Below are 25196 nucleotides of genomic sequence, written 5' to 3'. Positions count from 1 at the left end.
AACATCCGATGTATGAGCGAACGGTTCACGTCCCTGGATACCTACGACGTGCGATTCCCCACGTCCCGCCAGCTCGACGGCTCCGACGCGATGAACCCCGACCCCGACTACTCCGCCGCCTACGTCGTGCTGCGCACCGACGCCGCCGACGGGCACGAGGGGCACGGGTTCGCGTTCACCATCGGCCGCGGCAACGAGGTGCAGACGGCCGCGATCCTGGCGCTGCGGCCGTACCTCACCGGGCGCTCCGTCGCCGCCGTGCTCGACGACCTCGGCGGCCTGTGGCGCGAGCTGGTGCACGACTCGCAGCTGCGCTGGCTCGGCCCGGAGAAGGGCGTCATGCACATGGCGATCTCCGCGGTCGTCAACGCCCTGTGGGACCTGCGGGCCAAGCGGGCCGGGCTGCCCCTGTGGCGGCTGCTGTCCTCGCTGGCGCCGGAGGAGCTCGTGGAGCTAGTCGACTTCCGGTACCTCACCGACGCCCTGACCCCCGCCGAGGCCCTGGAGATCCTCAAGCCCGGCGCCGAGGGCCGTGAGGAGCGCGTCGCGGCGCTGCTGGCCGACGGCTACCCGGCGTACGCGACCTCGCCCGGCTGGCTCGGCTACGACGACGCCAAGCTGACCCGGCTGTGCCGCGAGGCCGTCGGGGCCGGCTTCACCCAGATCAAGCTCAAGGTCGGCGCCGACCTCGGCGACGACATCCGCCGGCTGCGCATCGCCCGTGAGGTCTGCGGGCCGCACGTGCGCATCGCCGTGGACGCCAACCAGCGCTGGGACGTCGGCACCGCCGTCGAGTGGGTGCGGGCCCTGGCGCCGTTCCATCCGTGGTGGGTCGAGGAGCCCACCTCGCCCGACGACGTCGTCGGGCACGCCGAAATCGCCCGGCGCATCGCGCCGATCCCGGTCGCCACCGGCGAGCACGTGCAGAACCGGGTCGTGTTCAAGCAGCTGCTGCAGCTGCGTGCGGTCTCGTTCGTCCAGCTCGACGCCGCCCGCGTCGCCGGGGTGAACGAGAACGTGGCGATCCTGTTGCTGGCGGCCAAGTTCGGCGTCCCGGTCTGCCCGCACGCGGGCGGGGTCGGGCTGTGCGAGCTGGTCCAGCACCTGTCGATGTTCGACTACGTGGCAGTCTCGCGCAGCACGCACAACCGCGTCATCGAGTACGTCGACCACCTGCACGAACACTTCGTGGACCCGGTCCGCCTACACGCCGGCCGCTATCTGGCGCCGACCGCGCCCGGGTTCAGCTCCACCATGCGGCCCGAGAGCCGCGCCCGCTACGCCTACCCCGACGGTCCGATCTGGAACGAGGCCACGTCATGAGGATGCTCCCGCCTCTCATCGCCGCCACCCTGCTCGTCTCCCTCGCCGCGTGCGGCGACACCGCCGACAGCAAGACCGACACCGCCAGCCCGCCGATCGCGGTCGACCTGCCCCGGGCCGACTCCGACTTCTGGAACTCCTACGCGAAATACATCCCGCAGTTCGCCAAGGAGAGCGGCATCAACCTGATGGCGCCGACCAACTCGCAGAACGACATCGCCAAGCTCGTGGCCAACACCCAGGCATTGACGAGCCAGGGCGCGAAGGCCATCGTGATGGCACCGCAGGACACCGGCGCCATCGCCACCACCCTCACCACCCTGGAGCAGAAGAAGATCCCAGTGGTCACCGTCGACACCCGCCCGGACAAGGGCAAGGTCTACATGGTGGTGCGCGCCGACAACAAGGCGTACGGCGAGAAGGCCTGCGAGTTCCTGGGCCAGAAGCTCGGGGGCAAGGGCAAGGTCGTGGAGTTCCAGGGCGCCCTGTCCTCGGTCAACGGCCGCGACCGGTCCGAGGCCTTCGCCGCGTGCATGCAGAGCAAGTACCCCGGCATCACCGTCTTCGCCGAGCCCACCGACTGGGAGGGCGCCAAGGCCTCGGCCGCGCTGCAGACGCGCCTGGCCCAGCACCCCGACATCAACGGCATCTACATGCAGGCCGGCGGCGTGTTCCTGGCCCCGACGCTGCAGCTGCTGCGCTCCAAGAACCTGCTCGTGCCGCCGAGCGACCCCAAGCACGTCTTCATCGTCTCCAACGACGGCATCCCGCAGGAGTTCGACGCCATCCGCAAGGGCGAGATCGACGCGACCGTCTCCCAGCCGGCCGACCTCTACGCCAAGTACGCGCTCTTCTACGCCAAGGCCGCGGTCGAGGGCAAGACCTTCGCCCCAGGCAAGACCGACCACGACAGCACCATCGTCCAGGTCCGCGACGGCGTGCTCGAGGACCAGCTGCCCGCTCCGCTGGTCACCAAGGACAACGTCGAGGACAAGGCCCTGTGGGGCAACCAGATCGGGAAGTGATGACCGCAGCCAGTCCGGCCGTGGCGGCCCACGAGGTGACCAAGCGCTTCGGGGCCACCACGGCGCTGTCCGAGGTGTCCCTGCGCATCGCGCCCGGCGAGACCCACGCGCTCGTCGGGCGCAACGGCGCCGGCAAGTCGACCCTGGTCTCGCTGCTGACCGGCCTGCACCGGCCGGACGGCGGCGAGGTCCGCTTCGGCGGCGAGGCCGCCCCGCCGGTGGCCGACCGGGGCGCGTGGCGGGCCCGGGTCGCCTGCGTCTTCCAGCGCTCCACCATCATCCCCACGCTGACCGTCGCCGAGAACCTGTTCCTCAACCGCCAGGCCGGGCGGGGGCCGATCCGCTGGACCGGCCTGCGGCGCCGGGCGGCCGAGCTGCTCGGCGAGTACGCCGTCGACGTCGACCCGCGGGCCCTCGCCGGCGACCTCGGCGTCGAGCAGCGCCAGCTCGTCGAGATCGCGCGGGCCCTGTCGCAGGGGGCCCGGTTCATCATCCTCGACGAGCCGACCGCCCGCCTCGACGCGACCGCCATCGACCGGCTGTTCGCGCGCCTGCGGTCGCTGAGCGAGGCGGGCGTGACGATGCTGTTCATCTCGCACCACCTGCAGGAGGTGTACGCGGTCTGCGACACCGTCACCGTCCTGCGCGACGCCCGCTGGGTGCTCACCGAGCCCGTCGCCGCCATCGGGCACGACGAGCTCGTCGCGGCGATGACCGGCGAGGCGGCCGGCCTCACCACGGTCGTGCCCCGGCCCCCGGCGGCGTCCTCCGTCGTGCTGCAGGTGCAGGATCTCGCGGTGGGCGGCGCCTACGGCCCGGTCACGCTGGACGTGCGGGCCGGGGAGATGGTCGGGGTGACGGGCTCGGGCAGCAGCGGAAAGGTCACGCTCGCCGAGACGGTCGGCGGACTCCGGAAGGCCACCTCCGGACAGGTTGCCGTCGGTGGTACCGCCCTGAGGCCCGGCGTCCCCGCCGCGCTCGCGGCCGGCGTCGGCCTGGTGCCCCAGGACCGGCACCGCGAGGGCCTGATCCCGCTGCTGTCCGTCGCCGAGAACGCCACCCTGCCGATCGCGGACCGGCTCGGGCCGGCCGGGGCCGTCGTGCCGGCGCGGCGCCGGACAGTGGCGCAGGAGCTCATCAGGCGGTACGACATCCGCACGGAAGGCCCGGACGCGCCGGTCGCGAGCCTCTCGGGCGGCAACGCCCAGAAGGTCGTCCTGGCCCGGGCGCTGTCGAGCGACCCGCGGGTGCTCGTGCTCATCAACCCCACCGCCGGGGTCGACGTGCGCTCGAAGGAGTCGCTGCTCGGGGCCGTGCGCGCGGCCGCCGACGCCGGCACCGGGGTGCTCATGATCTCCGACGAGCTCGACGACCTGCGCCACTGCGACCGGGTGCTCGTCATGTTCCACGGACGCGTCACCGCCGAGCTGGCGGCCGGTTGGAGCGACACCGACGTGGTCGCCGCCGTCGAAGGAGTCTCCGCATGACCACGACCACCGTCCCGCGCCCCACCCTGAGCCTCGGGCGGATGCGCGACCTCGCGCTGGTCCCGGCCATCGTGGTGCTGCTGATCGTCGGCGCGCTGATCGACCCGGTCTTCCTGTCCCGGGCCAACCTCGTCAACGTGCTGCAGCAGCAGACCGAGCTGTCCCTGCTGGTGCTGGCCGAGACGCTGATCCTGATCGGCGGCCGCTTCGACCTGTCCCTGGAGTCGACCGTCGGCCTCGCCCCGGCCCTCGGCGTGGCCCTGGTCATCCCGGCGGCCAGCAACGGCATCGGCACCGAGTGGTCCGACGCCCTGGCCGTGCCGATCTGCCTGCTGGTCGGCCTCGCCGTCGGGGCGGTCAACGGCCTGCTGATCCTGCGCTTCGGCCTGTCGGCGTTCATCGTCACGCTCGGCATGCTCATCGAGCTGCGCGGCCTGCAGATCGGCATCACCGGCGGGCAGAACCTCTTCGAGCTGCCGCCGTCGGTGCTCTATCTCGGCAACGCCACCTGGCTCGGCCTGCCCCTGTCGATCTGGCTGTGTGCGGCCATCTTCGCCGTCGGCATCGCGGTGCTCGGCTGGTTCCGCCACGGCCGGGCCGTCTACGCCATCGGCGGCAACGCCGACGCCGCCCGGGCCGGCGGCATCCGCACCGACCGGGTCATGTGGATCGTCTTCATGGTCGCCGGGGTCCTCGCGGCGCTGGCCGGGCTGCTCATGACCGGCCGGCTCGGCTCCGTCGCCGCCGCCCAGGGCTCGGGCATGATCTTCCAGGTGTTCGCGGCCGCGGTCATCGGCGGGGTGAGCATGAACGGCGGCAAGGGCACCCTGTTCGGCGCGCTGTGCGGCGTGCTCATGCTGGGGCTCATCAACAACATCCTGACCCTCGCCGGGGTCTCGGCGCAGTGGATCCAGGCGGTGTACGGCCTGATCATCCTGGTCGCCCTCGTGCTGGCCCGGCTCACGACCGGCAAGGCGCAGGACTCGTAGCCGAGGGCGGGCAAAGGTGGGCGGAACCGGTCCGGGGCCGGTCCCGCCCACCGGTTTGTCCTAGCTCACGGTGACGGCGGCGTCGTCGATGACGAACGACGTCTGCAGCGAGGAGTCCTCGGTGCCGTTCCACTTGAGCGTGACGGTCTGGCCCGCGAACGCGTTCAGGCTGTAGGACTTCTGGACGTACCCGGTCGCCTTGTTCAGGTTCGACAGGGTCGCCAGGGTCGTCGAGCCCGCGGTGACGGTCAGCTTGTCGTACGCCGTCGTCGTCGTGGTCTCCGCGGTGTCGATGTGCACCCAGAACGTCAGCGTCGCCGAGCAGCCGGCCGGGATGGTCACCGACTGCGACAGGCTCTCGGTGTGCGTCGAGCCGTAGCCCAGCAGCCAGGCGCTGTAGGTGCCGGCGTGCGCCGCCTCGCCCTGCGAGGACCACTGGCCGATCGCGCCGGTGGTGCCGGTCCAGCCGGTCGCGCCGGACTCGAAGCCACCGTTGGTGATCTGCTGCCCGCTGCAGGTGCCGCCGCCCCCGCCGCCGACCGTCCAGGTGAAGGACGTGCTGCCGGTGGCGCCGGTGGTGTCCCGGGCGGTCACCGTGCTCGTGGTGGTCTGCGCCGTGGTCGGCGTGCCCGAGATCAGGCCGGTGCTCGCGTTGATGCTCAGGCCCGCGGGCAGGCCGGTCGCCGAGTAGGTGAGCGTCTGGCCCGAGGCGGAGTCGGTCGCGGTGATCTGCAGCGACTTCGCCGTGCCGACCGTCGCGGTCTGCGCGCCCGGGTTGGCGACGGTGACCGTGTTGCCCGGCGCGGTGGCGCCGGTCAGCATGCAGCCGGCCACCGTGAGGTCGATCGCGCGCGCGGAGTTCAGGCAGGTGGTGAACCAGTAGGTCTGCTCACCGTAGGACTGTCCCTGGTGGACGGTCACGTTGCCGTTCGCGTCGACCTCGCACGGGTTGTTGAGCGTGCAGCTCTGCCCGTCGTCGTTGCCGGTGTTGTTGATGCCGATGATCTGCCGGTCCGACGTCCGGATGATCGGCGAGCCCGACGTGCCGTGCGTCGTCTGGCAGCCGGAGTTGTACCGGATCGAGTCGTGCCAGGTCCACGTGTCCTCGCGCAGCGTGGGCACGAAGCCGTTGATGGAGCAGGTCCAGACCTGCTTCCAGTAGCTCGACGGGATCGTCATCGCGGTGCCGTCGGCCGGACGGGCGGCGGCGACGGTGAGCGCGGTGGTGTTGCTGTACTTCGACTTGATCTGCGCGAACGTGTCGGTGAGCTGGTACAGCGACACGTCCGTGCCCGTCATGGTGCCGTAGATGAGCTTGTCGGCGCGGACGGTGCCGAGGGATGCGCCGGAGTCGCTCAGCAGCGTCCCGGAGCGGCTGCTCGTGCGGTTCGTGTACACCTGGCCGGCGGGGATGAACCCGTTCTCGTAGCAGTGACCGTTGGTCAGCAGCATGGCCCGGTCGGAGTCCACTGACTGCGGCCACCGCACCAGCGAGCCCGAGCAGTTGTTCAGCGCGATCGTCGAGCCCAGGCCGGTGACCGCGAGCGCCTGGGCCGGCGCCGGGCCGGCGACGACGCTCGCGGCGACGGCGAGGATGGCCGCGCCGACTGCGAGTGTCCGTCTCTTGCGCATGGGGGATCCCTTCGTTGGGGTACGCGCGGCGGTCGTGGGCTACGCGTAGCCGCCCGTCAATGTGATTCGCACCCTCACATCGACGAACTTCCCCGTCAACGACGGCGGACCCTTTGCCTGGCCCTGCGTTACTCCTCGATGGCCCCACCGACCCGGCGCAGGTGCCGGCGGAAGGTGTACTGCGGGTCGGCGGCGCGGCGGCGCAGGTACTCGTCGAACACGGTCTGCTGCCGCAGCGTCTCCCCGCTGCGGATCTTCCGGGCCTGCTCACGCTCGGTCCCGCGGATCTGCCGCGCGATGGCCACGATCTCGTCGGCCCGGTCGGCGGCGAGGAAGAGCACGCCGTCGTCGTCGGCGACCACCAGATCGCCGCCGGTGACGACGTGCGGCCCGAATCGGACATCCGCCCCGGGCTCGCGTTCGTCGGCGCGCAGGGGGCCGAGCGGGAGGGCGCCGTAGCTGAAGACGGGCCGGGCGATCTCGACCAGCTCGGCCGTGTCGCGGTGCAGGCCCCAGACGACGAGGCCGGCGACCCCGGCCGCGGCGGCCTCGAGCACGGTCAGGTCACCGATGCAGGCCTCGTCGGTGCGCCCGCCGTTGTCCACGACGAGCACGTCGCCGGGCGCGGCCGCGCCGAAGGCCTCGAGGAAGACGTCGACGCTGCCGTAGTGGCGGGCCGGGAGCACCCGTCCGGCCAGGCGGGTCCCGGCCAGGACGGGCCTGATGCCGGCGGGCGCGATCCGCGGCGCGAGGCCGGCGCGCACACAGGCGTCGGCGACGAGCGGGGTGGTGAGGTCGGTGAAGTCGGGCACGCGGCCATCATGGCCCGCCCCCGGGACGGGCGCTGCGGCCAATCCGGCGCGGGTGGTTCGGTTACGGCAGTTGCGCGGCGACCCGGGCCACGGCTGGGCGCGCCTCGAGGTGCAGGCGGGCCACGTTGATGCCGTCGTCGCCGAGCACGGCGAGCAGGGTGGTCGGGTTGATGGAGTACACGGTGAAGTACCCGCCATCGCTGCGCAGGGTGGCGTCGCGGAACGGGCTCTGGCCGAGCACCATGGCGGTCTGGCGGCCCAGGCCGTAGGTGGTCGCGGCCAGGGCCGCGAGGTCGGCCGCCTCCAGGCCCGGCGGCAGGTCGTGCGTGATGAGCAGGCCGTCGACCCCGCCGACGGCCGCGCCCCGCACGCCCGGCACCCGCAGGCGCAGGTCGGCCAGCTCCGAGCGGACCGCCGCGAGCGCGGCGGCCATCGGATCGATCCTGGTGCCGAACGCCGGCGTGGTGCCGGCCCAGGCCTGCTCCCCGCCGCCGCGGCGGGGCAAACCGTCCGCGTCGGGCGGCGTCGCAGTCCCGAAGAAGGTCACAGCTCGAGGCCCTGTGCTGGTCAAGCCTGCCTCCAAATGCATGTGGAACGCAGCTGAGCCTGTCACAAGCGGATCTTTCGAAACACGTTTCGACGCAGGTTTCAGACGCTCGGCCAATCGCCATCTGACCTGGCGACCGATCCTCCGGTGACGTTCGGTCGCCGGCCGCCGCCGAACCGCAATGTCGCACATGCGTGTGCGACGAATCCGCGCCGAACCCTCGGCGCCCTTGACAGTCCGGGCACCGGGCGCGAGGCTCGGAGAGCGCTCTCCCAACCGGCTCGCGGTCGCCGCCCCGACCGCCGAACGGAGCTCCATGCTGTCCAGAAACCGTGCCGTGCTCGCCGCCGTCCTCGCCGCCGCGCTGACCGGCGGCCTCGTCGCCGGCGTCCGCACGGCCGAGGCCGCCGACCAACCCTGGCGCGACGCCACCCAGACCCCCGCCCAGCGCGCCGACGAGCTGCTCGCCGCCATGACCCAGGCCGAGAAGCTCACCATGCTGCACGGCGGGGCGGGCTGCGGCTTCGCCGGCTGCGTCGACGCCAACACCCGGCTCGGCATCCCGCAGCTGCGCCTGCAGGACGGCCCGGTCGGAGCCGGCGATGGGTTCACGGGCGTCACCCAGCTGCCCGCCCCGGTCGCGGCCGCGGCCAGCTTCGACACCGCGCTCGCCCACCGCTACGGCGAGGTCCTCGGCGCCGAGCAGTGGGGCAAGGGCACGAACGTCGTGCTCGCGCCGACGATCAACATCGTGCGCGACCCGCGCTGGGGCCGGGCGTTCGAGTCGTTCGGCGAGGACCCGTACCTGGCCGGGCAGATCGGCGCCGCCGACATCCAGGGCATCCAGGCCCAGGGCCCGATGGCGCAGGTCAAGCACTACGCGGCGTACAACCAGGAGACCAACCGCAACACCCTGGCCGACAACGCGGTCGTGGCCGCGCGCACCGAGCGCGAGATCTACCTGCCCGCCTTCGAGGCCGCCGTCCAGCAGGGCCAGGCCGACTCGGCGATGTGCTCCTACTCCGCCGTCAACGGCGCCTTCGCCTGCGAGAACGGGCCCCTGCAGAACGACGTGCTCAAGCGCGACCTGGGCTTCACCGGCTTCGTCACCTCGGACTGGGGCGCCACCCACTCGACCGTCGCCAGCGCGAACAACGGCCTCGACATGGAGATGCCGGGCAGCCAGTACTTCGGCGCCGCGCTCACCACCGCGGTGCAGAACGGCCAGGTGTCCGCCGCTACCGTCGACGACCACGTGCGGCGCATCCTGCTCTCGATGTTCCGCCGCGGCCTGTTCGACAAGGCGCAGACGGTCGACACCGCCGCGGTCGTGACCACGCCGGCCCACGCCGACGTCGCGCGCCAGGTCGCGCAGGAGGGTGCGGTACTGCTGAAGAACGCCGGCGGCACGCTCCCCCTCACCGGCGGCGCGACGGTCGCGGTGATCGGCCCCGGCGGCGGCACCCGCGCGATGGTCCAGGGCGGCGGCAGCGCGGCGGTCAACGCGCCCTACCTCGTCACGCCCTACGACGCGATCCACGCCCGCACCGCCTCCGCCGTCTACGCGCCCGGCATCGCGGCCGCCGACGGCGCCCTCCCCCCGGTGCCGGCGAGCGCGTTCACCGGGCTGACGGCGGCGTACTACAACAGCACCGACCTCTCCGGCGCCGCGGTGCTCACCCGCGCCGAGAGCACGATCGACAAGGTGTGGGGCGGCGCCTCCCCGGCCCCGGGCGTCGCGGCGACGAACTGGTCGGCGCGGTACACCGCGACCCTCCACCCGACGGTGAGCGGCACGTATCAGTTCTCCCTGACCAGCGACGACGGCAGCCGGCTGCTCGTGAACGGCCAGCAGGTGATCAACAACTGGTTCAACCAGGGCAGCACCACCCGCACCGGCTCGGTCGCCCTCACCGCCGGGCAGAACGTCGGCGTCGAGGTCGACTACTTCCAGGGCGGCGGCGCGAGCAACCTGACCCTGGGCTGGTCCGCGCCCGGCCAGTCGGTGCACGACCAGGCGATCGCGGCCGCCCGCGGCGCCGCCACCGCCGTGGTCTTCGTCGACAACTTCGAGTCGGAGGGCTCCGACCTGGCCGGCATCGACCTGGCCGCGGCCCAGAACCAGCTCGTCGCCGACGTGGCCGCGGCCAACCCGAACACCGTCGTGGTGGTCAACAGCGGCTCCGCGGTCACCATGCCGTGGGTGAACAGCGTGAAGTCGGTCGTCGAGGCATGGTACCCGGGCCAGGAGGACGGCAACGCCCTCGCCGCCCTGCTCTACGGCGACACGGACTTCACCGGCCGCCTCCCGGTCACGTTCCCGGCCCGCCTGGCCGACGTCCCGGCGAGCACGGCGGCGCAATGGCCCGGGCAGAACGGCCAGGTCCAGTACTCCGAGGGCCTGAAGGTCGGCTACCGGTGGTACGACGCCCAGAACTTGGCGCCGCTCTTCCCGTTCGGCCACGGCCTGTCGTACACCTCGTTCGCCTATGCCGGCCTGTCCGTCGGCACCCCGGACGCGAACGGCCGCGTGGCGGTCGCGTTCGACGTCACCAACACGGGTCCGCGGGCCGGCTCCGAGGTGCCGCAGGTGTACGTCGGGCCGCCCGCCGCCACCGGCGAGCCCCCGAAGAACCTGCGCGGCTTCGCCCGGGTCACCTTGAGCCCGGGCCAGACCCAGCGCGTGACGATGACCCTTGACGCGCGCAGCTTCCAGTACTGGGGCACCGGCTGGACCACGGCCGCCGGCACCCACCAGGTCTACGTCGGCGCCTCTTCGCGCGACATCCGCCTGACCGGCCAGGCGACCATCGGCGGCACGACACCCACCGAGACGCCGCTGCCCCGCACGGAGTGGACCGTCACCGCCTCGTCCTCGGCCGGCGCGGACGTCCCGGCCCGGACCGTCGACGGCAACGCGGCCACCCGCTGGTCGACCGGCACCCCGATGGCCAACGGCCAGTGGCTGCAGGCCGACCTCGGCTCGGCCCAGACCTTCGACCGCCTGCGTATGGACTCGGCGGGCAGCGCGGCCGACTACGCTCGCGGCTACCAGATCCTGGTCTCGTCGAACGGGACCGCCTGGAGCGCCCCGGTCGCCACGGGCACGGGCACCGGCGCGCTGGTCACGGCCACGTTCCCGGCCCAGACGGCCCGCTACGTCCGCATCGTGCAGACGGGCACGTCGACGAGCTGGTGGTCGGTGGCCGAGCTGAACCTGGACACGTCCGGCACCGTCCCCCCGGCCGGTGGCGTCCTGCCCCGCACGGGCTGGACGGCCACGGCCTCGGCCACGGGCGGCACCGACGTCCCGGCCCGCGTCCTGGACGGCGACGCGGCCACCCGCTGGTCGACGGGCACCCCGATGACCGGCGGCCAGTGGCTCCAGCTGGACCTGGGCGCGGCGCGGACGTTCAAGGAGCTGCGCATGGACTCGGCGGGCAGCGCGGCCGACTACGCCCGCGGGTACCAGATCCAGACCTCGGCCGACGGGGTCACCTGGGGCGCGCCGATCGCCACGGGGGCGGGATCGGCGGCCCTGGTGACCGCGACGTTCCCGGCCACGACGGCGCGCTACGTGCGAGTGGTCCAGACCGGCACGTCGACGAGCTGGTGGTCGATCGCGGAGGTGAACCTGTACGCGTGATCAGCGCCGGCGGACGGCCTGGACCATGGTGAGCAGGATGAGCACCGGGTACAGGCCGTACGCGACCAGGCGCAGGCGCTCGCCGTACCAGCCGCCGAGGTCCAGCAGCGCCGAGGCGCACCAGCCCGGCACGTGCCGCGCGCTCCACTCCCCCAGCGGGTCCGGCACCCACTCGGGGAAGCGGGCCACGACGGCGGCCGCGAGCACCCCGAGCCAGGCGCCCAGGCGCCCCAGGACCATCGTCAGGGCGAACGCGGCGACCAGGCACAGCAGCGCCAGCGCGGCCTGGGCCCGGGCGGCGTACCGGCCGACGTCGTGGCCCTCGTCCGGCTCGTACCCGTGGCCGAACCAGGTCTGCCACACCACCCCCACGAGCCAGATGACCAGCAGCATGGTCAGCAGCGTCCAGCCGCCGCGCTGCAGGCGGATCCCGAACTGCCCGCCGCCCGCGGGGCGTTGGGCGGCGCGCGGGGCCGGGCGCGGGGTGGAGCGGGGCGGCGGCGCCACCTGGGAGTCGCTCGGCGGGCGCGGGGCCGGGGCCGGGGCCGGGGCCGGTGGCGGCGGTCCGGGTGCGTCGCCCCGGGCGCGCCGGGCCGCGTCGCGGATCTTGTTCAGGTCGTCGTTCGTCATGTCAGTCGGCGCCGGCCGGGTTCAGGGTCGGCTGCTCGGCCGGGGGCCGCTGGGTGACCAGGCCGAACTGGGCGGCCTGGTCGGGCGTGAGGTGGCGCAGCAGGGTTTCGGTGCTCGGCGGGGCCGGGGCGGCGAGGGGGGTGCTGCGCCCGGCCGGCTCGCCGCAGACCGGGCACTCCGGCTGCGGCTGGGCCGACATCCAGATGCTCTGGAACGCGTACTGGCCCGGGACGCGGCCGAGGACGCGGTGGAACAGCTCGTAGCGCGGGACCATCGCGAAGGCCACGGTCGCCATGTGCCGCTGCCGGGGCTCCTCGAGGAAGGCCCGCAGGCCGCCGCCGTCCCCGTCGCCGTGCAGCAGGGCCAGGCCGAGCTTGGCGCCGGCCGCGCTGACGAAGTGGATGTCGGTGAGCAGGCCCGGCTCGGCCTCCAGCCGCCCGGTCGCGTAGTCGGTGCCGCGGCGTACGCCGGGCGCGCGGTCGATGCGCGCGTTGCCGGTGCTGCACTGCCAGCAGGGGCCGCCGGGGTAGGTGACGATCACCTCGCCGCCGGCCGCGCGGGCGTACAGGCCGATGAAGACGGCCGGCGTGCCCGACCAGTAGGCCAGGTGGTTGAGGCGCTGCTGGGCGTGGTTGTCGTCGGTCGCGGCGACCACGAGGCCGGCGCCCTGGACCTCGGCCAGGAGCGCCGCCCGGTCGAGGTCGTCGACGGCGGCGGCGTGCCGGTCGACCCGCACGGCCGGATTGATCGCCCGGAGCCGCCCGGCGAGAGCGTCGACCTTGGGCCGGCCGACGTCGGCGGTGAGGTACCCGGAGCGGCCGAGGTTCTCCGGCTCGACCCGGTCCGGGTCGACAAGCGTGAACGCGCCGACGCCGGAGCGGGCGAGGACCTCGGCGACGTACGAGCCGACGGAGCCGGCCCCGACGACCAGCGCCCGCCGCTCGCGCAGCCGGGTGGACAGGATGCCCCCGGTCCGGGCGAACAGGGGCGGTTCGGCCGCGGCGGTCACGTCCGGTTCGGGCGCAGGCGGCGGTACAGGCGCCGGATCGACCCCGGCGGGTCCGGCGGCGGGGCGGTGCGGCGCGGAGCGAAACCGGCGGTAGTCGCGTGCGGCCTCCAGGGCCCGCGTCAGCCGGTCGACGGGGCGCACCCGCAGGTCCCAGGCCAGCGGCTCCTCCTGCGCGGCGCCGGCGAAGTCGAGCAGCAGCGGCGGTACCGCCGGGAAGTCCGTGCTGAACAGCAGCGAAGCGTCGTCGTAGCCGGCCCCCTCGACCTGCCCGCAGATCATCGGGGTGCCGTCGATGTCGACGAGCACCGGCTCACCCTCGGTGAAGCGCAGCCCGGCCCGGCGGACCGCCTCCATAATCGGGATCTGCCGCGGGCGCAGCCGGACCAGCCCGACGCCGTCGCGGCCGGAGCGGGCCCCGAAGCAGGAGACCCGGGCGTTGCCGTCGACGATCACCTCGTGGGCCTCCGGCGGCCGGCTCGTGCCGAAGGTGACGATGACGGCCAGGTACTGCGACATCCCCGGGTTGAGAACCAGGCTGCGGCCGTACTCGTACAGGTCCTGCGACGACGGGTGCGGCATGCCCCGCGGGTGCGAGTGCACGATGCCCTTGAACCGGGCCTCGGTCTCGGTCTCGATCTGGAGGATCTGCCGGCCGAGCGCGTCGGTGTTGTGGTACTCCACGGCGGTGACCGGCGCGTCGACGTCGTGCAGGAAGGTCGTCACGACGTCGGCGCCGCGGATGCCCAGCAGCGCGCCGCCCTGCTCGGGCGCGCGGGACCCGAGCGCCTCGACGAGCGACTGCAGGGCGTAGTCGGTGATGCGCAGGGTCGGCAGGGAGGCGGCCACGGCTAGTCGTTCTCGTTGTTGATGGAGAACGGGAACGTGAACCCCTCGCGGACGTAGCTGACGCCCAGGGCCCACAGCACCGACTTGGAGAAGGCCTCCTCCAGGGTCGCCTGGCCGGAGCCCTTGCGCTCGTCGAGGCAGATGAGGCCGCTGCCGTAGAGGTGGGCGCCGTGGGCCGGCAGCTTGCCCTCCAGCTCCGGCGCCACGAGCTTGACCTTGTAGTCCGTGCCGTCGAAGTAGGCGAAGAGGGTGTACTCGTGGCCGAGCTCGGTGGTGATGGAGTACAGCCAGCCGGAGACGTCGGTCTCGTTGATGAACACGGTGTTGCGCGGCAGCTTGTTCCGCGCGGTCTGCTGGTCGCGCACCATCCGGTCGAGCGCCGCGAACGTGGCCTGGTGCACGACCGACACCGGCTCGCCGGCCGACTGGTCGCCGAGCCGGATCGTTCCCTCGCGGTCGACGACCACGCGATCGGCGGGGTCGGGCGGGTACGGCGTACCGCGGCGCTGGGCGCGCTTGATGCGGTCGCGGACCTCGTTCAGGTCGATGTCTGACATCTCCGGCGCTCCCTTACGGACGTCAATGGCTGTGTGTCGTGACGCGTTGCGGCTCGTAGACCCGCCCGGCGACCACGTAGGCGGGCGCGACCACCCCGGCGACATTGCCGTCGGGCCGGTACTCGCCCCAGACCCGCTGGGACTGCGCGTCGGCCGGCTGACCCGGCTTGGCCTCGAAGTCCCAGGTGCCCTCCGGGCTCGCGGCCCGGGCCCGCCACCGCAGCTCGGCGCCCGTGGCGGCCAGCCGGACCGGCCAGTCCGGCGCCTCCTCGAGCAGCCCCCGCAGCCGCGCCTCGTCGATGTCGGGGCCGCCGAACATCGCGCGGCACAGCTCGGCGAGCCGCTCGGCGATCTGCTCCTGGTCGGGCTCCGGGCGGCGCAGGGCGCGGCGCCTCTTCGCCAGCACCGCGGCCCGCGCGGCGCTGGTCATCTCCTGGTCGATGAAGGTGCGGAACCGCTCGGCGATCTCCTGGTGCTCGACGTGGCGCGCGGTCGCCGCGGCGCCCGGCGCGGCCGTCGCGCGGGCCGCGAGGACCTGCGTGAACCGCCCGTCGAGGTCGTCGTGCTCCTCGGTCAGCGCGGCGATCTCCAGGCTCAGCCGGTTGATCTCGGCCTCGAGCGCGGCGGTCGCGCCGTCGGCCCCGTCGCGGCGGATCTCCAGCCGCGCGACCGCCTCCTGCACCTCCCGCAGCGACGCGGCCACCTGCTTCACCGACTGGCCCAGCTCGGTGAGCCGGGCCCCGTGGTGCTCCGTGGTCTGCCGCAGCGACAGCAGCCAGTGGTAGGCGTCGGCCAGGCCGAACGGCTCGTTCCGGCGCGATGCGTTGCTCATCCCGTCACCTCCGCCTCGCATCGACAACGGCGCCGGCCTGAGCCGGAACAGCTGTATCGGTTGATCGCGGCCCATCCGCTCCGCTCCGGACCGCTCATGCCCCGCCCCTGCCCATGCTCGCGAAGGTGATCCGGTGTTGCAGCGTGTGCCCGCTCGTCGCGTCGACGGCGGTGACCGCGATCTCGGTACCGCCGAACGCCAGGGTCAGCACCACGCCCCGGTCGGCGGCGGCGCGCCCGTTCGCCGGGCCGATCGGCACGTTGACCGTCCCCAGCACGTGCACCTGCGGCTCGTCGGCGTAGCGCGGCACCCCGGCGGCCTCGGCACCGAGCATCACCAGCTCCAGCTCGGTCTCGGTGTCGCTGACCGGGAACAGCGTGATCTTGCGCTCGGTGTCGACCGGCAGCAGGTCGTCGCGCTGCACGATCGCCTCGAACCGGTCCATGCACAGCCGCTGGCCGTTGCCGTTGCCCGGCAGCAGCCGGTCGGGCGGGTCCACCGCGTCCTCGAACGGCAGGTTGGTGGCGATGCCGTAGGTGCGCGGGCTCTTGCGGGCGATGACGACGTCGGGGTCGAGGGCGAAGTGCACGGCGCCGGCCAGCACGGCCGAGGCCGGGTTGGGCGGCACCTGTACGGCCGCGCGCCCGGCGAGGTGCTGGGTCAGGCGGCTGCGCAGGTACGGCGACTGGGCGAACCCGCCGACCAGGAACACGTGGTCGAGCTGGCCGGCCACGCGGACCAGGTGCTCGTCGACGAGGGCGAGGATCGGCTCCACGACCTCGTCGAAGGCGGCCTTGACCTCGGCGTTGCTCAGGACGATCGGCTCCTCGATGCCCTGCTGGGAGGCCGCGAACCGGGACAGGCGGCCCTCCTGGGACAGCAGCTGGTACAGCTTCACGGGCAGCGGCAGGTTGAACGGCGCACCGCGGGAGGGGTCGAAGAATCGCTTGTCGCGCTCCCAGTTGTCCAGGATCTCCAGCACCGCGGCCGGGAGGTCGACCTGCAGGCGCTGCAGCAGGTCCCCGCCGATCCGCTTGGCCAGCACGTTGACCAGGAACGCCCGGTCGACGAAGGTGCCGCCGTGCGGGCCGCCGGACGCGTGCCCGAGCTCGGTGAGCGAACCGCGATCGTCGATCCGGAACGAGCTCAGGTCGACGGTGCCGCCGCCGGCGTCGATCACCAGCATGCTCCAGTCGCCGGCCTCGTCCGGTTCGTCGTCCGCGGTGGCGAGCTGCAGATGCCCCTGGCAGTACTGCGTGGCGACCTCGGGCTCGACCGCGATCAGCAGCCGCCGCACGTCGTCGGGCATCCCGGCGGCCACCGCGGCCCGGCGCATCAGGTGCCGCTCGCGGTCGCGCCAGATCGCCGGGACGGTGACGCACCAGCGGATCTCCTCCTCGCGGACCTGGGCCTCGCCCGTGATGCGTTCCACGGCGTACCGGTACAACTCCTGCAGGTATCCGGTGACGAGCTCGACCGCGGCCGGGTCACCGTCGGGCAGCCGCATCTTGAAGCCGTGCTCGAGGGCGATGGCGGCGCCGCCGCGGGACTCGAGCTTGTAGCGCCGGGCGGCGGCGAAGCCCCAGTCGAGGATCGCGCCGCCGCCGTCGACGAGCAGGGCGCTGCGCGTCTTGACGTACGGCGCCGGCTGGTCGATCCACTCCATGTGGAAGGTGAGCCGGCGCTCGGCGATCGGGCGCTGCTCCTCGCTCGTGAAGGCCCAGGCGAAGCCGCTGCCGTGCGTGCCGAAGTCGATGGCGGCGGCCACGCGCGGGCGGGCGTGGCGGGGGAAGCGGCGGGCCCGCTGGGGCGGCTGCGTCTGTGGGCGGTGGTTGGTCATCGCGGCTACCCCAGGAAGAAGTCGGCGGCTCGTTCCGCCTTCTTGCGGTCGGTTTCGGCGGCGCCGGTGGGTGGCTGAAACGGATCGCGGCCGGTTTCAGCGGACGGGCGGTGCGGGTCGCGGGCCGTTTCGGCCGGGGCGCTGGGTGGCAGGTGCAGGTCGTGGCCGGTCAGCTCCTCGATGCCGGCCCACCCTTCGCGCAGCGCCCGGTTGCCGGCGATGGCCGCCCGCGGTACGGCGCCGGCCAGCGCGGCCGCGGCGTGGCCCAGGCCGCTCTCGGCCAGCACGCGGGCCTGCCCGAGGCTGGCCTCCTCCTGCCCGAGCCGGCCCTTCGCCGCGGCGACGTCGTAGGCGCCGGCCAGCGCGGCGCCCAGGCTCCGGCGCACCGCCTCGTCGCGGCACTGCCGGTGCACCTGCGGCGGGCGGCCGCTGCGCAGCAGGTGGTACCAGTCGCCGAACACGCCGGCCACCGTGCCGCACAGCTCGGACAGCTGGTCCTGGAACGCGAGCAGCTCGTCGCCGCCGGCCGCGGTCTCCGGCAGGTGCAGCTTCGGCAGGTTGACCTTCAGCAGGTCGTCGGGGCCGCCCGAGATCAGCCCGAAGCCCAGCAGCGACGTCCACACGCGCCGCCCGGCCTGGATGTCACCGTGGATGAGCACCGCGGGCCGCCCCTGCAAGGCGTCGCCGATCATCATGAGGTCGACGTCGGCCTGCTGCAGCGGCCGCCGGAACAGCCCGGCCAGGCTCGTCAGGTTGTCCGACCACGGCAGCGACTCCCAGGTGCGCCGCAGCGCCACGTCGAACTGCGGCCCGCTGCGCGCGTCGTCGAAGAACGGCGCGATGAGCAGCACGGGCGGCCCGGCGCGCAGCTTCTCGTCGAGCACGCGGCGGACCTCGGCGCGGTCGAACTGGAACGGCGTCTGCGCCTCGCGCATGGCCGCCCGCTGCTGCTGCAGCGACGCCAGCGCCTCGAACTTCACCAGCTCCACCGCGCGCCCGTGGTCGCGGCGGGCCTGCCGCTCGGTCAGCATGCCCTGGACCTCGCGCTCGGCCCGGCGCTGCTCGCTCTGCAGCTTCTGTTCCTCGCGGCGCAGCGTGCTGAGCAGCTGCTGCCGCTCGGCGAATCCCCGGCGGTCGTCGCGCTGGCGCAGCATGTCCCGGGCCCGCCCGATGATGCCTTGCGCCAGTCCGCCGAGGACGGCGACGAGCAGCGAATCGAGCCCGAACACATAGGCCTCACAGGACATCGGGGACCGGCTGCCCCAAGTTCTAGCAACCGGGCGCCGGGCGCCTCAATGTCCGCGCGAAGGTCCGATCCCTACAGGTACCGCGGCCTGTCCGTCCGGTGTCGGGCCCCGGCGGATGGTGTGATCCATTCCGGCTCAGCGCGCCTTGATCCACTCGTCGACCGTCGCCACCGCGGCCTGGCGGGGGAAGATCTTCCCGGTCAGGACGCGGTGGACCTCCTCGTCGCGGTCGGCGCACGCGTCGGACAGGACGGTCAGGGCGTAGTCCAGGTCGGCGGCCTGGCGCACGGTCGACAGGACCACGCCGCTCGTGGAGATGCCCGCCAGGACCAGGTCGGTCGCGCCGGCCGCGCGCAGCAGGACGTCGAGGTCGCTGCCGGCGAAGGCGCTCACCCGGCGCTTGAGGATCACCGGCTCGCCCGGGCGCACCGGCAGGGCGGCGTGCAGCTGGGTCGCCGGGTGGTCCTGGGTCATGGCGTCGCCGGACCGATGGATGGCGCCGAAGACCGGGTTGGCCGGGGCGGCCTCGGGGTAGCCGGGGCGGAAGGCGACGCGGACGTACATGACGGGGATGGCGGCGGCGCGGGCGGCCTCGATCGCGCGGCTCACGGCGGCGAGGGCGGCGCCACCGCCGGCCCGGTCGACGATGTCCTGCTGGAAGTCCATGGCGAGCAGCACGAGGCGGCGTTCGGACATGCGGTAGGCCTCTTTCGGGGTGCGTGGTTCAGGACTTGTCGCCCAGGCGGGCCAGCAGGGCCAGGGCCTCGTTGATCGTGGCCAGTTCGGTCCCGGTGTAGCGCCGGCCCAGCTCGTGGGCCAGCCAGGCGTTGCGGCCCTGCTTGTCGGCGAGGGCCCGGGCCCGGCCGGCCTCGCTCAGGGTGATGATGTGCCGCCGGCCGTCCTCCGGGTCGGGCGCGCGCTCGATCAGGCCGAGCTCGTCGAGGGCGTTGAGGGTGGCCGTCATCGACTGCGAGCGGACGCCCTCGGCCAGCGCCAGCACCGTCGTCGACGAGGCGCCGTCGCGGTGCAGGCGCAGCACGACCGCGGCCTGGGACGGGGTCAGGCCGCCCGACGGCACCTGGCGCAGCCGGGCCCGCAGCCGCCGGAACAGCTCCACCAGGTCCCGGGCCGCCGCGGCCGCCGATGGCTCGTCCACCCACACCCCCCAGATTCGGTAGTTAGCCTACACAGTTTGCCTACCAATACCGCGATGGGATCTCGGACACACGAAATGCCGTTGCGCGGAGGCTTGCCTCCGGTAATGTGGAGGCATGCCTCAAGTTTCTCGGTCCTCGCACCGGCTGACGTTCGGCGTCCTCGCCGCGTCCACGGCAGCGTTCTCGATGTTGCAGTCGCTGGTCAGTCCCGTACTGCCCGTCATGCAGCGGGACCTGCACACGTCGGCAGGCACCGTGACGTGGGTGCTGACCGCGTGGCTGCTCGCCGCGTCCGTCGCCACGCCGCTCATGGGCCGCATCGGCGACATGATCGGCAAGGAGCGCACGCTGCTGGCCGCGCTCGCCGCCATCGCGGTCGGCTGCCTGCTCGCCGCGCTCGCCCCCAACGTCGGCGTGCTCATCGTGGCCCGCGTTATCCAGGGCCTCGGCGGCGCGCTGTTCCCGCTGTCGTTCGGCATCATCCGCGACGAGTTCCCGCCGGCCCGGGTCATCTCCGCGGTCGGGGCGATGTCGGCGGTGATCGCGCTCGGCGGCGGCCTGGGCATCGTGCTCGCCGGCCCGGTCGTGGCCGCGCTCAACTGGCGCTGGCTGTTCTGGATCCCGCTCGGCGTGGTCGTTGTGACCGGCCTGCTGGCCTGGCGGTTCGTGCCGCCGTCGCCGTCACGCTCGCGGGGCCGCGTGAACTGGCTCGCCGCCGTGCTGCTGTCGGCCTGGCTCGTGGCGCTGCTGCTGCCGCTGAGCAAGGGCAACACCTGGGGCTGGACGTCGCCGCGCACCATCGGCCTGCTCGCGGCGGCCGCGGTGCTGGCCGCCGGGTGGGTCGCGGTCGAGGTGCGCTCGGGCAACCCGCTCATCGACATGCGCATGATGCGCCGGCCGGCCGTGTGGACCACGAACATCGTGGCGCTGCTCTTCGGCGCCGGCATGTTCGGCGTGTACGCCTTCCTGCCCCAGTTCATGCAGGTGCCGAGCTCCACCGGCTACGGCTTCGGCTCCACCGTCGGCCAGGCCGGCCTGCTCATGGTGCCGATGCTGGCCACGATGGCGGTCGCCGGCATGCTCAGCGGCCCGATGGCGGCCTGGTTCGGCAGCCGCGCGCAGGTGATCGCCGGCTCGCTGCTGGCCACCGCGGCGAGCGCCGCGTTCGCCTTCGCCCACACCCACCCGTGGGAGGTCGCCACCGCCGCCGCGGTCTTCGGGGTCGGCATCGGCCTCGCCTACGCCTCGATGACCTCCCTCATCGTCCACAGCGTCCCGATGGCCCAGACGGGCGCGGCCAGCGGCATGAACGCGAACATCCGCACCATCGGCGCCTCGATCGGCACCGCCGTGGTCAGCTCGATCGTCACCAGCGACCTGAGCGCCGACGGCCTGCCGACCGAGTCGGCCTACACCACGGCGTTCATCGCCCTGGGCGCCGCCGCGGCCCTGTCCGTCGCCGTCGCCCTGCTCATCCCCCGCCCCCGCCGCACCGAGACCCCGGCGAGCGAGCAGCGCGAGCACTTCGAGGCGGACGAGCCCGACCTCACGCCGGTGGCCGGCTGAGCTCCGATGATCAGCTGAGCGCCGACGGCCGGCTGAGCTCCGGCGGAGCCGGCAACCGCGGGTCCAGCCCGGCGGTCTCCTGCGCCACCCGCAGGGGGCCGCCCGCCGCGCTCACCGGCGCCACGGCGTCCAGCAGCGCCACGTCGGCCTGCGGCAGCTCGTCGAAGTGCACCGGGATCAGCCCCCACGCGTCCCACGGCAGCACCTCGACCCCGTTGAGCGCGGAGAGGTCCCGCACCACGTTGCCCTGGATCTCCCAGAACCCCGTCAGCCCGGCCGCGCTCGTGCCGACCGTCCGCGGATCGCGCACCCCGGACCGGCACTCCATCCAGGCCTGCCCGCCCACCAGGAACGCGTCGCGGGGCACGTCGAGCGGGTCGAGGTCCTTGGTGCCGTAGACCCCGGGCTCGCCGCTGGCGACCTGCGCGTCGACGAGGTGCCAGCCCCGCCCCTCGGCCCACGTCTCGACCACCCAGTGGTCGTCGTAGAAGCCCTCGGCGAAGTATCCGGCGAACCCGGCCCGGGCCCGCGCCGGCACCCCGCCCGCACGCAGCAGCGCGACGAGCAGCACCGTGAAGTCGCGGCAGGTGACGGCCAGCCGCCGCTCCGACGGCCGCTCGTCGAGCGAGCCGAGGCGGTCGAGCATCGCCGAGACGAACCGGAGGTCGGCGTCCTCGCGGCGGACCGGGTGCGGGGCCCAGTCGCGGTGGACGAGCACGCCCCCGACGACCTTCGCCAGGTCGGCCACGCCGGCGGGCAGACCGGTCAGCGGCCGCCCGGGATCGGTGATCGCACTCTGCTGGAGGGAGAACTCAACCTCGTCCATGCCGGCACGTTATCGGCGGGGTACGACAGTTTCAGGCCCGGACGACGAAAACGCCCTCGAGAAATTCGGGAACGTCCTGGCGCAGCCGGATCAGCATCGCCCCCAGCGCGACGCTGTGCAGCTCCCCGGCGACGAACTTGCGCCCCTCCTCCAGCGCGGCCCCCGCGAGCAGCAGCGCCGCCAGCCGGATCTCGCCGAGCGCGGCCGACTCCGGCCCGATCGGCCGGCTCAGCAGCATGGTGGAGCTGCTCAACGCGGAGGCGAGCCGGGCTTCGGCCAGGCTCAGCGCGCACTCCGCGGCGACTCCCGCCGCCGCCCGGCGGATCAGCTCGACCACCGCCTCGCTGTCCGGCGGCGACGGCCGGCCTTCCTCGATGTCGCCGACCAGGCGCACGAGGGACTCGATGAGGTCCTTTTCCCAATGGACACCCGGTGACGGCTTCTCGAGGCGCGCGACCAGGCGTTCGGCCAGCACCGCCCCGATGGCGGCGAACAGCTGGGAGCCCTCTGGCCGGGCCGGGGCCTGCTCCGGGGCGAGCGCGAGATCGAGATCGACGCGCAGGTCGGCACGGTCGGTGTGGGTGGCGGTGCGCGCCCGCAGCTCCTCCCGGAACCGCTGCGGGTCCCCGGCCAGGCTCGGGTCCATCACCGGGCCGATCAGCCCGCGGTCGTCGATGAAGTCGTCGGTGTCGTCGTCGACGTCGGCCGTGAGGTCCTCGTCGGTCAGGGCGACCCGCCGGACCGTTTCCCGGGCGATACCGGAGATGTGGCGGTGGGTGACCGCGAGCGCCAGGTCGAGGTCGCGGTCCTGATCGAGCAGGCGCGAGTCCTCGCGGGTGAGGCGCACCGGCCCGTCGATGTGCTCGTGCACGAACCGCAGAAAGCCGCGCCGGGCGTCGTCCGCGTCCCGCAGACGGCTGCCGCCCTTGCTGGTCCACAGCGCCGAGCGCCGCGCATCGCCGAACGCGCGCAGCCCGCTGGTCAGCCAGATGCCGTCGGCACACCAGCGCGCCACGTCGGCGACGACCCCCGCGACGATCTCCTCCCGCAGCGTGAACCGTGGCACGGCCACGGCCGGGTTCGTCACCAGCCGCGGCACGTCCCGGGGCGACGCCGGCAGCGCCCACGCCGATGCGACCGGGGCGGGCGTCCCGAGCTCGGCCTGCTGCCGGAAGAACTCCCGGAGCTCGGTTTCGTCCGGCAGGCGGTAGCCCAGCCCGCCGCCGGTCGCGACGATCTCGTCGAGCCACTCCGGAAGCTTCAGGATGTCGACGCCGTGCACACCGCGGACCGGTTCCGGCCGCCGGCCGTCGGCCGGGCACGGCGCGTCCGGTGCGGATACCTCGGCCTCCCGGCAGTACAGCCACCAGATGCTGGTGGGGACCGGCGCGAGGCAGAACATGGTGCCGGACGGGATCTGCGCCGTCGTGCCCAGATGGCGGCCGATCAGCACGCCCGCGACCAGACGCTGCTCGGCGGGGCCGGCCTTGTCGCGGAACGCGCGGTCGACGACCGCCTCCAGCTCGTCGCGCAGCTCCTCCGACAGATCGGCGTCCGTCGCGGCGCAGTCGAACGCCAGCGTCAGCGATGGCACGGTGTTGTGGTCCAGGCACGCCCGCACCACCTCGTCGGCGTTGCCGTCGGCGACGGAGAACACGATGACCTCGCGCCACCAGGGGTCGGCCACGGAGTCGACCGCGACCTGGAGGCGGTTCTGGTCGCGGAGGTACCGCGCCGCGAGGTACTCCTGGAAGGTCAGGTGCGCGAAGGCGAACTCGTCGCGCTCACGCTCCACCAGCAGGCCGTTGGCGGTGAAGTCGGCCAGCAGCTCGGCCGGGCCGACCGAGCCCTTCCCCCGGCGGTGCGCGTCACGCAGGACGGCGGTCACCCGGTCGCGGTGGAGATACGCCACACGGCGGTCCATCATGGCGAACGCGACCGCGGCCAGCAGGCGGAGCTTCGCCGGGCCCGTCAGCATCACCGCCTGCCGCCGGGCCTCCTGCCGGCGCCAGAGCATCACCTGGCAGATCTCGGAGTACAGGTCCGCGCGCGAGCCGGGCAGGGCGCCCCGGTAGCGGTGCACGTTGCACATCATCGTCAGCAGCAGCGGGTTGGCGGTGAGCTGGTACAACGCCGGGTTGCCCGCGAGGCGCGCGAGGAGGTCCACGGCGTCGGCCGTGGCGAGGCGCTCGATCTCGTCGGCGGTGACCGGCTCGGTCGCCGAGAAGGTGGCCGCCCGGATCGCGGCGCGGTACCACTGCTGCAGGAAGCGCCGGACCTGCTCGCGCGTCAGTGGCCGCACGTGCAGCAGCCGGGCCCCGGTGACCTGGGCGTTCTCGTAGCCCTGCGGCCGCGAGGTGATCACGAAGTCGTTGTCGGGGTACGCGGCCAGCTGATCCTCGATCCAACGGCCGGCGGCGCCGCGAACCTTGTCGGTGGCCACCTCGTCGAGACCGTCGAGCAGGACGACGCACCGGCCCCGGCGCAGCTGGGCCTCCCACCAGCCGGCCGGGGCCGGACCGACGAGATCGGCCATCACCTGCTCCAGCAGCTCGGGCAGCGTCGGCCGGGCCTCGAGCCGGCCGCCGACGTCACGCAGCTCCAGGAATACCGGGACCGGCCGGGGCAGGTGCTGCGCCCGGGCCGTGCCGCGCGCGACGAAGTGCAGCAGGGTCGTCTTGCCGCTGCCGGGACCGCCGACGACCGCCAGCACGCTGCCGTACGACTGCTGCAACAGCTCCTGGATCGCCATACGGCGCTCGGTGTCGTCCGGCGGCGAGCCGACGACGCCGGTACCGACCTGGTGCAACGGGCGCGGCGTCAGCCCGACGTCGACGTAGACCTGGTCGAGCTCCAGGGTGAAATCGCCCGCGGTGGCGAGGCCCTTGCCGTCGACGAAGCGCACCCGGGACAGGACGTAGCGGCGGTACCGCTGCTCGTACCGCGACAGCCGCTGCCCGGACCACCGCTCGAAGGCGTCACTGATCTGCCTGACCCACGACTCCCGCGCCGCCCGGGTGACCCGCTCCAGGCCGGCCACGAGCAGCACCCCGGCCTCCCAGGCCAGCGCGCCGGCGACGGCGAGCAGGGGATGCCGGAGGGCCCAGTCCTTCACCGCCGGGACCACCACCACCGCCGGGACGGCGACCGTGGCGACCGCCCAGCGCAGAACACGGCCGAAGCGGACCATGTTTACCTCTCGTCGACCCATCGCTTGCGCCCTGG

Annotated in this window: 19 protein-coding genes; 6 read left to right on the top strand and 13 right to left on the bottom strand. The window is 73.4% G+C overall.

Annotated elements, in window-relative coordinates; translation table 11 throughout:
• The first annotated feature begins 12 nt into the window (after nt 1–12).
• The 4 genes from AB0B76_RS47520 to AB0B76_RS47505 are packed head-to-tail and all read left to right on the top strand — an operon-like array spanning nt 13 to nt 4824.
• Nucleotides 13–1323: an L-fuconate dehydratase gene (locus tag AB0B76_RS47520; protein ID WP_360389190.1), complete on the top strand. Its 1311-nt coding sequence runs from the start codon at nt 13–15 to the stop codon at nt 1321–1323.
• Entirely contained in the window at nt 1320–2348 is a 1029-nt protein-coding gene (locus tag AB0B76_RS47515; protein ID WP_360389187.1) for a sugar ABC transporter substrate-binding protein, read from the top strand. Before AB0B76_RS47520 ends, AB0B76_RS47515 begins: the two co-directional genes overlap by 4 nt.
• Nucleotides 2348–3835, top strand: a complete 1488-nt coding sequence (locus tag AB0B76_RS47510) for a sugar ABC transporter ATP-binding protein (RefSeq protein ID WP_360389185.1) — start codon at nt 2348–2350, stop codon at nt 3833–3835. Before AB0B76_RS47515 ends, AB0B76_RS47510 begins: the two co-directional genes overlap by 1 nt.
• Entirely contained in the window at nt 3832–4824 is a 993-nt protein-coding gene (locus tag AB0B76_RS47505) for an ABC transporter permease (RefSeq protein ID WP_360389182.1), read from the top strand. Before AB0B76_RS47510 ends, AB0B76_RS47505 begins: the two co-directional genes overlap by 4 nt.
• Before the next feature lie 60 nt (nt 4825–4884).
• On the opposite strand, the gene AB0B76_RS47500 is transcribed toward AB0B76_RS47505, so the two are convergent.
• The 3 genes from AB0B76_RS47500 to AB0B76_RS47490 all read right to left on the bottom strand — a co-directional run bounded on the left by AB0B76_RS47500 (nt 4885) and on the right by AB0B76_RS47490 (nt 7815).
• Entirely contained in the window at nt 4885–6456 is a 1572-nt protein-coding gene (locus tag AB0B76_RS47500) for an Ig domain-containing protein (RefSeq protein ID WP_360389179.1), read from the bottom strand.
• Nucleotides 6457–6584: 128 nt separating this feature from the next.
• Nucleotides 6585–7268 carry an RraA family protein gene (locus AB0B76_RS47495; RefSeq protein ID WP_360389176.1) on the bottom strand — a complete coding sequence of 228 codons (684 nt, stop codon included), beginning with the start codon at nt 7266–7268 and terminating at the stop codon, nt 6585–6587.
• A 61-nt stretch (nt 7269–7329) separates the two neighbouring features.
• A complete protein-coding gene (locus AB0B76_RS47490; RefSeq protein WP_360389173.1) occupies nt 7330–7815 on the bottom strand; it encodes a roadblock/LC7 domain-containing protein in 486 nt (161 codons plus the stop codon).
• A gap of 316 nt (nt 7816–8131) precedes the next feature.
• Between AB0B76_RS47490 and AB0B76_RS47485 the strand changes: the two genes are divergently transcribed.
• Nucleotides 8132–11461 (top strand): glycoside hydrolase family 3 C-terminal domain-containing protein, encoded by a 3330-nt coding sequence (locus AB0B76_RS47485; RefSeq protein ID WP_360389170.1) that lies wholly within the window; start codon nt 8132–8134, stop codon nt 11459–11461.
• On the opposite strand, the gene AB0B76_RS47480 is transcribed toward AB0B76_RS47485, so the two are convergent.
• The 8 genes from AB0B76_RS47480 to AB0B76_RS47445 form a co-directional block, all read right to left on the bottom strand.
• Entirely contained in the window at nt 11462–12091 is a 630-nt protein-coding gene (locus tag AB0B76_RS47480) for a hypothetical protein (RefSeq protein WP_360389167.1), read from the bottom strand.
• 1 nt (nt 12092) lies between these two features.
• Nucleotides 12093–13946: a ThiF family adenylyltransferase gene (locus AB0B76_RS47475; RefSeq protein ID WP_360389164.1), complete on the bottom strand. Its 1854-nt coding sequence runs from the start codon at nt 13944–13946 to the stop codon at nt 12093–12095.
• 2 nt (nt 13947–13948) lie between these two features.
• Nucleotides 13949–14503 (bottom strand): hypothetical protein, encoded by a 555-nt coding sequence (locus tag AB0B76_RS47470; protein WP_360389161.1) that lies wholly within the window; start codon nt 14501–14503, stop codon nt 13949–13951.
• Between the two features lie 22 nt (nt 14504–14525).
• Nucleotides 14526–15335, bottom strand: coding sequence for a hypothetical protein (locus tag AB0B76_RS47465; protein ID WP_360389158.1), 810 nt, complete (start codon nt 15333–15335; stop codon nt 14526–14528).
• A gap of 94 nt (nt 15336–15429) precedes the next feature.
• Nucleotides 15430–17175, bottom strand: coding sequence for an Hsp70 family protein (locus tag AB0B76_RS47460; protein ID WP_360389156.1), 1746 nt, complete (start codon nt 17173–17175; stop codon nt 15430–15432).
• Nucleotides 17176–17180: 5 nt separating this feature from the next.
• Nucleotides 17181–18404: a hypothetical protein gene (locus AB0B76_RS47455; protein WP_360389153.1), complete on the bottom strand. Its 1224-nt coding sequence runs from the start codon at nt 18402–18404 to the stop codon at nt 17181–17183.
• A 153-nt stretch (nt 18405–18557) separates the two neighbouring features.
• Nucleotides 18558–19118, bottom strand: coding sequence for an isochorismatase family cysteine hydrolase (locus AB0B76_RS47450; RefSeq protein ID WP_360389150.1), 561 nt, complete (start codon nt 19116–19118; stop codon nt 18558–18560).
• A gap of 28 nt (nt 19119–19146) precedes the next feature.
• Nucleotides 19147–19578 carry a MarR family transcriptional regulator gene (locus AB0B76_RS47445; RefSeq protein WP_360389148.1) on the bottom strand — a complete coding sequence of 144 codons (432 nt, stop codon included), beginning with the start codon at nt 19576–19578 and terminating at the stop codon, nt 19147–19149.
• A 115-nt stretch (nt 19579–19693) separates the two neighbouring features.
• On the opposite strand from AB0B76_RS47445, the gene AB0B76_RS47440 reads away from it, so the two are divergent.
• Nucleotides 19694–21145, top strand: coding sequence for an MFS transporter (locus AB0B76_RS47440; protein WP_360389146.1), 1452 nt, complete (start codon nt 19694–19696; stop codon nt 21143–21145).
• A gap of 10 nt (nt 21146–21155) precedes the next feature.
• Here AB0B76_RS47440 and AB0B76_RS47435 read toward each other — a convergent pair whose 3' ends face one another.
• Both AB0B76_RS47435 and AB0B76_RS47430 read right to left on the bottom strand, forming a co-directional pair.
• On the bottom strand, nt 21156–21971 hold the full coding sequence (locus tag AB0B76_RS47435; RefSeq protein ID WP_360389143.1) for a transglutaminase-like domain-containing protein: 816 nt from the start codon (nt 21969–21971) through the stop codon (nt 21156–21158).
• Nucleotides 21972–22002: 31 nt separating this feature from the next.
• Nucleotides 22003–25161, bottom strand: a complete 3159-nt coding sequence (locus AB0B76_RS47430) for an NACHT domain-containing protein (RefSeq protein WP_360389140.1) — start codon at nt 25159–25161, stop codon at nt 22003–22005.
• Nucleotides 25162–25196 lie beyond the last annotated feature (35 nt).

This window comes from Dactylosporangium sp. NPDC049140, assembly GCF_040648435.1.
Note: the sequence above shows the minus strand (reverse complement) of the source record. Positions and strands in the feature narration are given on the sequence as shown.